13 protein-coding genes are annotated in these 12,420 nt (G+C 63.8%); 11 read left to right on the forward strand and 2 right to left on the reverse strand.

Translation table 11 applies throughout. The features are described from left to right. Nucleotides 1-10: 10 nt before the first annotated feature. The 5 genes from AC2ETI_RS19040 to AC2ETI_RS19060 all read left to right on the forward strand — a co-directional run bounded on the left by AC2ETI_RS19040 (nt 11) and on the right by AC2ETI_RS19060 (nt 4,348). On the forward strand, nt 11-1,795 hold the full coding sequence (locus AC2ETI_RS19040; protein WP_019744524.1) for an ABC transporter family substrate-binding protein: 1,785 nt from the start codon (nt 11-13) through the stop codon (nt 1,793-1,795). Next, nucleotides 1,792-2,676 carry an N-acetyl-1-D-myo-inositol-2-amino-2-deoxy-alpha-D-glucopyranoside deacetylase gene (gene mshB, locus AC2ETI_RS19045; protein WP_483634255.1) on the forward strand — a complete coding sequence of 295 codons (885 nt, stop codon included), beginning with the start codon at nt 1,792-1,794 and terminating at the stop codon, nt 2,674-2,676. Before AC2ETI_RS19040 ends, mshB begins: the two co-directional genes overlap by 4 nt. Nucleotides 2,677-2,783: 107 nt before the next feature. Then, nucleotides 2,784-2,942, forward strand: a complete 159-nt coding sequence (locus AC2ETI_RS19050) for a hypothetical protein (RefSeq protein ID WP_019744522.1) — start codon at nt 2,784-2,786, stop codon at nt 2,940-2,942. Nucleotides 2,943-3,034: 92 nt separating this feature from the next. After that, nucleotides 3,035-3,451 carry a hypothetical protein gene (locus AC2ETI_RS19055; protein WP_019744521.1) on the forward strand — a complete coding sequence of 139 codons (417 nt, stop codon included), beginning with the start codon at nt 3,035-3,037 and terminating at the stop codon, nt 3,449-3,451. Nucleotides 3,452-3,502: 51 nt separating this feature from the next. Continuing rightward, on the forward strand, nt 3,503-4,348 hold the full coding sequence (locus AC2ETI_RS19060; protein ID WP_019744520.1) for a uroporphyrinogen-III synthase: 846 nt from the start codon (nt 3,503-3,505) through the stop codon (nt 4,346-4,348). On the opposite strand, the gene AC2ETI_RS19065 is transcribed toward AC2ETI_RS19060, so the two are convergent. Both AC2ETI_RS19065 and AC2ETI_RS19070 read right to left on the reverse strand, forming a co-directional pair. Beyond that, nucleotides 4,308-5,879 (reverse strand): PH domain-containing protein, encoded by a 1,572-nt coding sequence (locus AC2ETI_RS19065; protein WP_483634256.1) that lies wholly within the window; start codon nt 5,877-5,879, stop codon nt 4,308-4,310. The genes AC2ETI_RS19060 and AC2ETI_RS19065 overlap by 41 nt on opposite strands. Further along, a complete protein-coding gene (locus tag AC2ETI_RS19070; RefSeq protein WP_483634257.1) occupies nt 5,876-6,379 on the reverse strand; it encodes a PH domain-containing protein in 504 nt (167 codons plus the stop codon). Before AC2ETI_RS19070 ends, AC2ETI_RS19065 begins: the two co-directional genes overlap by 4 nt. Nucleotides 6,380-6,461: 82 nt before the next feature. Here AC2ETI_RS19070 and AC2ETI_RS19075 point away from each other — a divergent pair, with 82 nt between their 5' ends. The 6 genes from AC2ETI_RS19075 to AC2ETI_RS19100 all read left to right on the forward strand — a co-directional run bounded on the left by AC2ETI_RS19075 (nt 6,462) and on the right by AC2ETI_RS19100 (nt 12,409). Then, a complete protein-coding gene (locus tag AC2ETI_RS19075) occupies nt 6,462-6,650 on the forward strand; it encodes a hypothetical protein (protein ID WP_003945217.1) in 189 nt (62 codons plus the stop codon). Between the two features lie 118 nt (nt 6,651-6,768). Next, nucleotides 6,769-9,327 carry a bifunctional FO biosynthesis protein CofGH gene (locus AC2ETI_RS19080; RefSeq protein ID WP_019744516.1) on the forward strand — a complete coding sequence of 853 codons (2,559 nt, stop codon included), beginning with the start codon at nt 6,769-6,771 and terminating at the stop codon, nt 9,325-9,327. Further along, nucleotides 9,327-10,085, forward strand: a complete 759-nt coding sequence (locus AC2ETI_RS19085) for a hypothetical protein (RefSeq protein WP_020908480.1) — start codon at nt 9,327-9,329, stop codon at nt 10,083-10,085. Before AC2ETI_RS19080 ends, AC2ETI_RS19085 begins: the two co-directional genes overlap by 1 nt. A 146-nt stretch (nt 10,086-10,231) precedes the next feature. Beyond that, a complete protein-coding gene (fdxA, locus tag AC2ETI_RS19090) occupies nt 10,232-10,555 on the forward strand; it encodes a ferredoxin (protein WP_003945248.1) in 324 nt (107 codons plus the stop codon). A gap of 5 nt (nt 10,556-10,560) precedes the next feature. Continuing rightward, a complete protein-coding gene (gene dapC, locus AC2ETI_RS19095) occupies nt 10,561-11,664 on the forward strand; it encodes a succinyldiaminopimelate transaminase (RefSeq protein WP_021332787.1) in 1,104 nt (367 codons plus the stop codon). A gap of 64 nt (nt 11,665-11,728) precedes the next feature. Further along, a complete protein-coding gene (locus AC2ETI_RS19100; protein WP_021332788.1) occupies nt 11,729-12,409 on the forward strand; it encodes a rhomboid family intramembrane serine protease in 681 nt (226 codons plus the stop codon). Nucleotides 12,410-12,420: the final 11 nt, after the last annotated feature.

Raw genomic sequence — 12,420 nt, forward strand, 5'->3', positions numbered from 1 at the left:
GGAATTGTCTGTGGCCTCAGGACGTCGCTACCTGGCGTTGGCAGTGGCAGTGACGGCGTTGTCGCTGACTGCGTGTACGGCCGATCCGCCGCCTCCGGTCGAGAGCACCGAAACCGTCAAGCCCACACCGACTCCGGTTGTTCCGGCGATGAAGCAGGTCACTGTGGCGATCGACGAGGTAGGAGGCGGATTCAACCCGCACCTGCTCGCGGATCAGTCGCCGGTCAACTCCGCAGTCGGCAACCTCGTGTTGCCCAGTGCGTTTCGCCCGATCAATTCGCCGACGCAGCCTGGTGCGACGGAGTGGGCGATCGACGATTCTTTTCTCGTTTCGGCTGAAGTGACGTCAGAGGCTCCGTTCACTATTCGCTACCAACTGCGCAACGAAGCTCAATGGTCGGACGGCGCTCCCATTGCGGCAGAGGACTTTCGCTACCTCTGGCAGCAGATGATCTCGGTTCCCGGTGTGGTCAACCCCGCCGGCTATCAGATGATCGACGACGTGAACTCGTCCGGCGGTGGCAAGACGGTCAACGTCGTGATGCGTGCGCCGTATCCGGCGTGGCGAGAGTTGTTCACCGATATTCTTCCATCCCACCTGATCAAGGACACTCCCGGCGGTTTCAGCACCGGTTTGAGTGAGGGGATTCCGGTGTCTGGAGCCCACTTTCACGTGCGCTCGGTCGACCGTGGTCGAGACGAAATCGTGCTGGAACGCAACGACCGATTCTGGGGCAAGCCTTCAGATCCGGATCAGATAGTTCTGCGACGCGGAGGAACGGCTTCGCAATTGGCGGATGCACTGCGTACCGACGATGCTCAAGTGGCGCAAGTTCATTCGGGTAGTGCCACGGATATTCAGCTTTCTGCAATCCCGGGTGTCAGTACTGCATTCTCCTACGTTCCGCGCACTCTCGACATCAACGTCAATGGGCGCAGCAAGAACTTCGCGGACGTTCGGGTGCGTAAAGGTGTTCTGGGACTGCTCGATCCGGACCTGCTCGCCGTAGTGGCGGCCGGGAGTGAATCGGCGTCGGCCCCGGTGAAAGCTCAGATCCTCGCTCCGTCGGATCCGGGATATGCGCCAACCGCGCCGCCGAAACCGACCAGAGAGCAGGCGCTCGGCGAGCTGACCGCAGCCGGTTACTTGACAGCACCGCCAACCGGAATCGTCACTGGCACTGGAACGGTCGGATCGATCGTCCGGGACGGCGCTCAGTTGACCCTGCTGATCGGCGCTCCCGAAAACGACGACATCGCGATCGCCGTGGCAAACACCGCTGCCGACGAATTGCGTGACGTGGGGATCCTGGCGACCGTCGAATCGGTGCCGCCGGAGGAGCTCTACGGCGAGGATCTGACTACAGGACGCGTCGACATGATCGTCGGTTGGAGCAGAGCAGGCGCCGACACCGCAACTTCACTGGCCTCCCGGTTCAGTTGCCCGACAGCGCCTTCCACTCCTGCGACAGGTTCGGCGGTGCCCACACCGACGCCGTCGCAGTCTCCGGAGCCTGTCCGAACGACAAGCGTCGAGGCTCCGAGCAACCTGTCCGGGCTGTGTGATCCGGCGTTGCAAGGTCGGATCGACGAAGCGCTCAGTGGCATCGGGGATCTCGGGTCGTTGATCGCCGATGCGGAACCCAAGCTGTGGGATCTGGCGGCGGTTTTGCCGATCGTGCAGAGCCGAGCGCTGGTTGCAGTCGGGACCGGAGTCGAGGGCGTGGTCCTCGACGGGCCGGTGCAGGTGGGGATATTCGGAAACGCTACGGACTGGGTGAGGGTGGCAAAGTGACCGCGGCGGCGAAGCGACTTCTGTTGGTGCACGCACATCCGGACGACGAAACGATCACCACCGGTGGCACTATCGCGCGTTACGCGTCCGAAGGCGCCGACGTCACGGTCCTCACCTGCACTTTGGGGGAGGAAGGCGAAGTGATCGGTGACGCGTGGGCAGGGCTCGTGGCTGCCGAGGCCGATCAACTCGGGGGCTACCGGATCGCGGAACTGAGCGCTGCTTTGTCGGCTTTGGGCAGTGCCGCTCCTCGCTTCCTCGCCGGTGCCGGTCGTTATCGCGATTCCGGAATGATCGGCACGCCTTCGGCCGCCAATCCCCGTGCTTTTGTCAATGCTCGACTCGACGAGGCAGTCGGCGCGGTGGTCGCCGTCATTCGTGAGATTCGGCCGCACGTCGTGATCACGTACGACCCCAACGGAGGCTACGGGCACCCGGATCACATCCAGGCACACGCGATCACGACAGCGGCCGTGGAAGCTGCAGCAACGACCGCATATCCCGAGGCCGGCGAACCGTGGTCGACTCCGAAGTTCTACTGGACCGTGACCGAGCGCAGCGGACTCGAACGCGGCATCGCGGCGATTTCCGAGTTCCCGGAGAACTGGCGTCTGCCCGAGCCCGGTGAATTGCCGAGCGTCGAGGACGCAGACGTGACGACGGCAATCGATGTTCGAGGCGTCATCGATGCGAAGGCGAGGGCATTGAGCGCCCACGCCACTCAGGTGACGGTAGCCCCGAGTGGAGCCGAGTTCGCGTTGTCGAACAACGTGGTCCAACCGATCCTGACGGTCGAGCATTTCGTATTGGCCGCCGGCACGCTCGGTCCGGTGGGTGAGGACGGTCGCGAGCGCGATCTGTTCGGCGGGCTGCACAGCTGACCTGGGCGTCGGCTCACAGGCATTGCGATCGACGCCGTAGTGGTGTGTGATGCGTGTCACCGGATGGGTGGTCCTTTCGGTAACAGCAAAGCCTGGGGGCTGAAGAAATGTACAACTGGGACCTGCAGAACCAGATCGTCGCCTTCGTCGATTCGTTGCGTCCGATGGCCGGTTACTACCACGACATGTATTACGGATCGCTCTACGCATTTGCAGATCAGCAAAGTCATCTGCTGACGCTGCTCGGGTTCCCGCCGGTTCCCTGATCGACTTCGTGCTTTTCGGGCGCGAGCCGGGGTGCTTGTCGGGAGGGACCCCGCGCTCGCGCGTTGGCCGTCGATAGACCACTATCAAAACCATGATCACGGCCGAGAACAACACAGACGCTTCGACAGAAACGTCGCTGTCGTGGCTCGACCCCATCATCCTCGGTGTCCTGATTTTCGACGGGTTCTTGTGCGCGGTGTTGTCCGTCCTGTTCTTGCCGACTCATCTCGGTACGACGGCATTTCCGATCAGCATTCTCGTTGCAGCGACCGCGAACCTCGTATTGGTGATCGCCGCCCGCACGGTTACGACGCCGGGTATGGCCGCATTGCCGCTCGCCGGTTGGATCGTCGGGTTCTTGGTGTGCATGGTCGGCGGTCCGGGCGGCGACGTGCTGGTGCTCTCGTCCCCTCTGACGTTCTTGCTACTGGTCGGCGCGATCGCTCCGGCCGCGGTTTTCCTCTTCAAAGTAGCGATCAACAGGCTTGCCACCCTCAGTTCGCAATAGTTCTCGGCGCGCGCGTAGGAAAGTAACCCATCCATAAGGGACACTCAGCCTGTGGCTGAAGATGATCTGGCGGGCGCGACTATCGCCTTGACCGCAGAACGGCGTGTCGAAGAATTTGCGACGCTCCTCGAACGTCGAGGCGCGGAGATCGTGCGGACACCGGTGATCCATGTGCTGCCGTTGGTGGACGATCGGGACCTGCGCACTCAGACGTCCGCGTTGATTGCCGATCCGCCGGAATTGGTCGTGATCAGCACCGGAATCGGCTTTCGGGGTTGGCTCGACGCCGTCGCGTCGTGGGGTTTGACCGACGAGTTCCTCGGAGCTCTGGCCCGCACGCGCATCATCGCCCGCGGCCCCAAGGCGACGGGCGCCATCCGGGGCGCCGGACTGCGTGAGGAATGGTCGCCTTCGGGTGAGTCGTCCGAGGAAGTTCTGGCGCACCTCGGAAGCGAGGGAGTGGCAGGCTTACGCGTCGCGGTCCAGTTGCACGGCACCATCACCGAATGGGAGCCGTTGACGGACCTGAGCGCCTCCCTCGCCGACATCGGCGCGGTTGTCACCCCGGTGTCGGTCTATCGGTGGATCCGGCCGCCGGATCAGTCACCGGTCCGCGCGTTGGTCGCTGCAGTTCGTTCCGGTGCAATCGACGCACTGACCTTCACCAGTGCCCCCGCGGTCTCCTCGATGCTCAGCACGGCCAAAGAGATGGGCGAGCTGGAGCGGTTCGTCGCAGCTATGCGCGGACCGGTACCGACCTACTGCGTCGGACCGGTGACGGCCGCCCCGCTGGAGTTGCTCGGCGTTCCGACCATCCAGCCGGAGCGATCGCGTCTCGGTTCGCTGGCGAGGCTCATCATCGACGACCTGCCCAAACGTCGCCACCGCCCGGAGTGACGGCTTCGATCAATGCCCACGCGTTCTCGGCGGGGAGATCGATCACCTCGTAGCTTCCGGTGCCTGCTGGCGTCGCGGCGATGACGGTTGCCACGCCTGCGCGTCGCTGGAAGAACGTCTCGCGCACCGTCCATCCGATGACACCTTCGGATTCGAGGCTGTGGCGCTGGCGATCGAGCGAGCCGCTTCGGGTGATCAACCATCCCGGCAGGACTGCGTGGCCGAGGCCGTTGTATCGGTCGTAGGCGAGGGCAGCGCCAGCGATGGCGAGTACGGCGACCCCGAACCACGCGTAGATCGGTACATCCAGACCAGAAGCCGTGCACGCCACGCAGACCAGAAACGCCACTGTCGCGAGAAACAGTGCCCTGGTGTACCGGCGACGCCGCGCGGCCGGGCCGTGCGGGATCAGCGGGGCGGACGCCTGACGTGAATCACCGATGACGGTGGCCATCACTCGCTCGGCTTCCCTGCGTGGTCCCTGCGGGAGCAGCAGCGAAGATTCCTTCTTCTCGGCGCTGACCCCGGTCATGATGGCGTCGAGCCGCGCGCCGCGGGCCAATCGCAGTAGAAGCGGTTCCTTGAGCGTCGTGCCGCGGAGGCGGGCGCGGTCGAGTGTGGTTTGCCGAGTTTTCAACAGGCCGTGACTGACATGCAGGATGCGGCCGTTGTCGGTGAGTTTCATGTTGCCGAACGCGATCAGGTACTGGACGCAGGCGAGTGCACTCGACAGCACCAGCAGCACGACGAGTGCGATGACGACCATCAGCGCGATGCCCAGGCTCTCGAGTGAGTCGAAGCTGTCGCTTACTGCCGACGATTTCGCGACGGCAGTGCCGATGCCGTATTGGAACGAGATGCCGATGATCGCTGCGATGATGGCGATTCCGGTGAACGAAAAGGGAGCGTAGCGAACCCAACTGGGCTCCCAGTGACCGATCTCGGTGTCGACCGGTTCGGCGATGTTCTCGACCGGTGTGCCCGGGGTTTCCAGTCGCCGTGCCTGTTGCGCGCTGGCCAACAGTGCGGCACGTAGGTCCGGAACCAGGGCAGTCGAGAGGGCATTGAGTTCGAACTTGTTCGAATCGTGGCCGATCCCGGCGCGCTGGCCGGTCCCGATGCGCACGATCGACAGCCCGAGCAGTCGGTGCATGACCCCGGCCTCGACGTCGACGGATCGGATGCGGCTACGCGGGACGGAGAGCAGCTTTTTCTGGAATACCCCGGTGCGCAGTTGTACGTGAACGGGCCCGATTCGGTACGTGGTGGTGAAGTACCGCAACAGACCGAAGACGACGAGCAGAGTGACGACGCCGAGTCCCCACCAGTGGTTTCCGGATTGGCTGCCGAGAACTACGGAGACGAGCAGGACCGGGAGCAGTTTGACGACTTCGTTGACGGGGTGGACCAGAAGCATGCGGCGGTCGAGGCGGAGCCATGGCTGTTCCTCCTCGGCTGCCTCGGCAGCTGCCGTTTCCGCCTCGACCGGGATTTCGATCGCGGTCGGGTCGCCCAACTGCTTCTCGTTCACGTTGCGTCTCCCACGTTGGTGCCCGCGATCTCCGTCAGTTGGGCCACTGTGCGGTCGGCGATTTCCTGGTCGAGCGCGGAGATCTTCACAGCCCCGGCCGACGACGCCGTAGTGACGGTCACGGTTGCCAGACCCAACATGCGGTCGATCGGTCCGCGTTCGGTGTCCACGGTCTGCACGCGCGATATCGGTGCGATCCGTCGTTCCTGGGTGAACCACCCCGTGCGTGTGTACACCGCAGTGTCACTGATTTCCCATCTGTGGACGCGATACCGCCACGCCGGAACCATCAGAATGTAGGTGGCCGCGAATAGGACGGTGACTGCGAAGACCAGGCCCACCACCCAGGACGGGATTCCGGGTATCAAGACGGCACAGACGATTTCGGCGACGATGACGGGTACCCAGAACAGCGAGGCAGTGATTGCCCACAGCCTCGGGGCTTTGGCGCTGGGTCGCCATACCGGGTCGGCCATGGTCAGCGGTTGCGGGGCAGTCATGGGCACTACTTTGGTCGAGTGAGGGGCGATCTGTCGACATCGGCCCTATCGTGGAGTGTGGCGACTGCGAAGGGAGCACGTGATGACCGAACAAGATGCGACATTCGACCCGGAGGCTCCGGAATCAGATGCGCTCGAACAATCGACACCCGTAGATCCGAACGCCCCCGAAGAACCCGATCTGACCGACATTCCACTCGACGCGCCAGTGGCTGACGTGGTGGATCAACGAGTCGAGGTCGCGGTCGACGACGACTACCGGCCGTCGTGATCGAGGCCGTGTCGGGGCGGTAAGGCCTCCTACTTCTGGCACCGGGTGGCACTAGTCGTCCCGCATGGCGCATGATCGCTAGGTGAACCGAACTGGTGATGACTCCGGCAAACCCACCATGCTTCCGATGCCAGGTATTTCCGCGTCCGCCTCGTCCAGTCCGTCGCCCGGCCCGTCAGCGTCGGCGATGCGGCGAGTTCTCCGTCGCGCACGCGATGGAGCGACCCTGAACGTCGACGAGGCGGCAACGCTGCTGCAGGCGCGGGGAACCGATCTGACCGATCTGTGTTCCTCGGCAGCCAAGGTTCGCGATGCGGGTCTGCTGGCAGCGGGTCGGCCGAACACCGTGACGTATTCGCGGAAGGTTTTCATTCCGCTGACCCGTCTGTGCCAGGACAAGTGCCACTACTGCACGTTCGTCACGGTGCCCGGGAAACTGCGTGCCGCTGGGCACGGCATGTTCCTGGAGCCGGACGAGGTTTTGGACATTGCCAGGGCAGGCGCCGAATTGGGCTGCAAGGAAGCGCTGTTCACGCTGGGTGATCGCCCCGAGGCTCGCTGGCCGGAAGCAAAGCAGTGGCTGGACGAACGCGGCTACGACTCCACCCTCGACTATGTGCGAGCGATGTCGATTCGGGTGCTCGAGGAGACCGGACTGCTCCCGCACCTCAATCCCGGTGTGATGAGCTGGCAGGAACTCTCGCGGCTCAAGCCCGTTGCTCCGTCGATGGGCATGATGCTCGAGACGACCGCTACCCGCCTGTTCACCGACAAGGGCGAATGCCACTACGGCAGCCCGGACAAGGACCCGGCGGTTCGGCTGCGCACCCTGACCGACGCAGGCCGACTGAACATCCCGTTCACCACGGGAATTCTTGTGGGCATCGGGGAGAACTTTCTCGAGCGTGCCGAATCGATCATGGCGATACGCAAGTCGCAGAAGGCGTTCGGGCACATCCAGGAAGTGATCATCCAGAACTTCCTGGCCAAACCTGATACCGCGATGCGCGATACCCCTGATGCAGGACTCGACGAATTTCTCGCGGCCATCGCCGTCGCACGCCTGTTGCTCGGGCCGACGATGCGGATTCAGAGTCCGCCGAATCTCGTCTCGAACAGCGAGTGCCTCGCACTGCTCGGCGCCGGTGTGGACGACTGGGGCGGGGTGTCACCGTTGACCCCCGATCACGTCAACCCGGAGCGTCCGTGGCCGAATCTCGAGACCTTGGCGGAGATCAGCGCCGAAGGCGGCTTCACCCTGACCGAACGCACTGCGGCTCAGCCTGCATATGTCCTGGCCGGGGCTCCGTGGATCGATCCGCGCATTGCGGGCCACGTGCAGGCACTGGCGGACCCCAAAACCGGCCTCGCCCGGCCCGACACCAAACCGGTGGGTCGACCGTGGCAGGAACCGGACGAGTCGTGGGAATCGAGCGGACGCGTCGATCTCAATACCGAGATTGACACGGACGGGCGCAACACCGAGACCCGCAGTGACCTGGGCAGTGCGTTCGGCGACTGGGAGACCGTGCGCGAACAGGTCCTCGAGCTCAGTGCTCCGATTCGCGTCGACACCGATCTGCTGGCTGCGCTGCGCAGTGCCGAACGCGACCCGGCCGGATGCTCCGACGACGAGTACCTGGCCCTTGCCACGGCGGAGGGACCGGGCCTGGAAGCTGTTGTGGCACTGGCGGATGCGCTACGCAAGGATGCCGTCGGCGAGGACGTCACCTACGTGGTGAACCGAAACATCAACTTCACCAACATTTGCTACACGGGCTGCCGGTTCTGTGCATTCGCGCAGCGCAAGGGCGACGCCGACGCGTTCACGCTGTCGGCAGAGCAGGTCGCCGACCGTGCGTGGGAAGCGCACGTCGCCGGCGCGACCGAGGTGTGCATGCAGGGCGGTATCGATCCGGAACTTCCCGTCACCGGTTACGCCGACCTGGTCCGGGCCGTCAAGAAGCGCGTGCCGTCGATGCACGTCCACGCGTTCTCGCCGATGGAGATCGTCAACGGTGCATCGCGCAGCGGTGAAAGCATCAGGGATTGGCTGACCGCTCTGCGTGAGGCGGGCCTGGACACCATTCCCGGTACGGCAGCGGAGATCCTCGACGACGAGGTGCGCTGGATCCTCACCAAGGGCAAACTACCGACGGCGGAGTGGATCGAAGTGGTCACCACGGCCCACGAGGTGGGACTGCGGTCGAGTTCGACGATGATGTACGGGCATGTCGATCAGCCGCACCACTGGGTCGGGCACCTGAACGTTCTTCGCGGAATCCAGGACCGTACAGGAGGATTCACGGAGTTCGTGCTGCTGCCGTTCGTTCACCAGAGCGCGCCGCTGTACCTGGCGGGCGCTTCACGGCCAGGGCCGACCAACCGGGACAACCGCGCTGCGCATGCACTGGCACGCATCATGCTGCACGGTCGTATCCCCAACATCCAGACCAGCTGGGTCAAGCTCGGGATCACCGGAACGCAGATGATGCTCAACGGCGGAGCCAACGACCTCGGCGGAACGCTGATGGAGGAGACGATCTCGCGGATGGCAGGCTCCGAACACGGCTCCGAGAAGACCGTCGCAGAACTGCGCGCCATCGCCGAGGGAATCGGACGCCCGGCGCGCGAACGAACCACCACACATGCACGACGCGAAGGAGCGATTGCCTGATGGCCGATGTTCTGGGGGACCGCAAGGTCGTCGAGGTTCTCGATCGAGCGGTGTGGGGGATCAACCCGGTTCTCGATCTCGCCTACAGCGATCCGCTCGGTATCAAGCGTCGGACCTTCGAGCCGACCGATCCCGAGCGAAATGCCGCAGCGATGGTGTTGGACGCGGCGGCCTGGGTCCTCGACGTCGTCAAGTTCCCCGGGACGGCGGCGTGGTCGGTGATGACCGACGAGCAGCGCTCGAAGTGGTGGACGACCCGGTTGGGTGCACTCAACACCGTCGCCGTCGCGTTCCCCGGCATCTTCGGCGTCCTCCTCAATCGGCTGCCGATCCAGGACCTCTTGGCATTCGCGAATCAGGCCGTTGTGCTCGTTGCGGTTGCCCGTGAACACGGAGTGACGGAGCGGGATCAGCAGGTGGACCTCCTGGCGTCGGTGCTGTGCCGGCGTGAGACCAAGTCCCGAGATCTGCTCGCCGGTGAGGATTTCGCCGAAAAGTCGGTCAGCGGTGCCGACGAGACCTGGCGCCCGTTCGCGCTCATCGGCACCTTGTGGCGCACGTCCAAGACTTTTCGTGCCATCACGGACGAGCTGCACAAGCGGCCGTCGCGGACAAAACCGTACGAGATTTTCGGCAAGATTCCGGTGGTCGGCGTCGTGGCGGATTATCTCGGTGAGCGCGGCGCTTTGGTCCGCGCGGCTGCCGCGGGGGAGAAGTGGATCGCGATTCGGTCGAGGAACATCACCGCAGTAGGCTGAAATGTGTTACCCCCGCCTGCTCAGAGTCGGTTGGCAGGGGGATAATAGGCTGTTCCCGCGGTACGTGAGAGTCGTATCGGATTTTCGGCCCCTTGCAACTGCGTGTTGCGGCGGCGATGCACGACAGGAAGGCAGGGAGATCGGCAGTGACCTACACGATTGCTGAACCGTGTGTAGATGTGATGGACAAGGCGTGCATCGAAGAATGCCCTGTCGACTGCATCTACGAGGGTGGACGCATGCTTTACATCCACCCCGACGAGTGTGTCGACTGCGGCGCGTGTGAGCCTGTCTGTCCCGTCGAAGCCATCTTCTACGAAGACGACGTCCCGGACCAGTGGAACGCGTACATCAGCACCAACGTCGATTTCTTCGACGATCTCGGTTCGCCGGGTGGAGCGGCCAAGCTCGGCAAGGTCGACTACGACACGCCGTTCATCAAGGCGCTGCCTCCCATGGGTGAGGAATAGAGATCTTGTCTCGTACTCCGGTGGCCGCTGGGCTTCCTGATTTTCCGTGGGATTCGCTCGCCGACGTCACGGCGAAGGCGCACTCTCATCCCGACGGCATCGTGAACCTGTCCGTGGGAACGCCGGTTGATCCCGTTGATCCGGTGATCCAGGAGGCTTTGTCTTCTGTTGCCGAGATACCCGGATATCCGACGACGCACGGCACGCTCGCACTTCGCGAGGCCGTAGCGGAGTCACTCGATCGCCGTTACAACATTCCCGACGTCGATCCGGCAGCGGTCCTGCCGGCCATCGGTACCAAGGAAATGATCGCGTGGCTGCCGACATTGCTCGGTCTCGGAGCCGACGATCTGGTGGTCATTCCGGAGTTGGCATACCCGACGTACGAGGTTGCGGCGAAGCTGGCAGGCGCTCGCGTCCTGCGCGCCGACGGCTTGAACAAGCTCGGTCCCGAGTCGGCGGCGATGATCTTCGTGAACTCGCCGTCGAACCCCACCGGCAAAGTGCTCGGCCTCGAGCACTTGCAGAAGGTGGTGGCCTGGGCGCGCGAGCGCGGCGCGATCGTCGTCTCCGACGAGTGCTACCTCGGATTGACGTGGGAAGCCGATGCACTCTCCATTCTCGATCCCCGTGTCAACGACGGCGATCTGACCGGTTTGCTTGCGGTCCACTCGCTTTCGAAGACGTCCAATCTCGCGAGCTATCGCGCGGGGTTCGTCACCGGTGATCCGGCTTTGGTGTCGGAACTGCTCGAGGTGCGTAAGCACGCGGGCATGATCCTGCCGCTGCCGATCCAGGCGGCGATGACCGCAGCTTTGGGCGACGACCAACACGAGAACATCCAGCGCGAGCGGTACCGCGAGCGTCGCAGCGTGTTGATCGAAGCTGTTCGAGGCGCCGGATTCACCGTCGACAATTCCGAGGCGGGTCTGTACCTCTGGGCGACGCGCGGCGAGGAATGTCGAGCGACGGTCAGTTGGTTCGCCGATCGTGGGATCCTCGTTGCCCCCGGTGAGTTCTACGGACCGAGCGGGAGCAAGCACGTGCGGATCGCGCTCACTGCAACAGACGAACGAATCGCCGCGGCAGCAAAGCGCCTCTCCGCCTGAACCGTGTGCTTTCCCAGGTGTCAGGTTCCCTGATGTCGGTATCGGTCCGATGTAAGGTCGCGCTGTGACCACCTCAGGGACCGGCGGCTTGGACGCGGTACTGATTTTTGCTGTCGTTGTCGCCTCGGTTGCACTGATGCTCGTGTGGTTGAAAAGTCGTCGAGTTTTCGGAGAGTTCCCACTCTCGGCAGCTCTCCTCTGGCTGATGGTTGCAGTGCCGTCCATCCTGCAGGCGCTGATACCAGGACTACTCGAGATGTTTCGTCGTGATCCCGCATTGATTCGCGACGGTCAATGGTGGCGCATTCTGACCTCCGTGCTCGTCCAGGACGGAGGGGTCGCAGGAACCGTCACCAATCTCGTGACGCTGGCTGTGGTTGCACCGCCTGCGTTTCGGCTCTGGGGCGCCGCACGCGGCTGGGCTCTCTTCCTGCTCGGTCAACTGTTGTTCGGTTTGCTCACCACCGCAGTCTTTCCGTCGACCGGCGCAGGAAACTCCGGTGCCACACTTGCTCTGGCAGCGGCGGCCGCGGGGATCGGTGTTCTGGTGCGCCCGCGAATGCCTGAGATTGTTCTGACGGCCGTGATTGTCGTCGGCGGCGCAACCCTGGTGACGGTCGACGACGCGCACGGATTCGCCGTTCTTTCCGGGGCGCTCTTGGGGGCGGCGCTGGTGACGCTGTTCCCTCCGCACTCGATAGATGCGCGTCGGGCAGGAGAAAGTTTGCGACCATCGGCGCTGTGAGATGCTGTCGT

The organism is Rhodococcus sp. MurmanLake-1 (assembly GCF_056945715.1).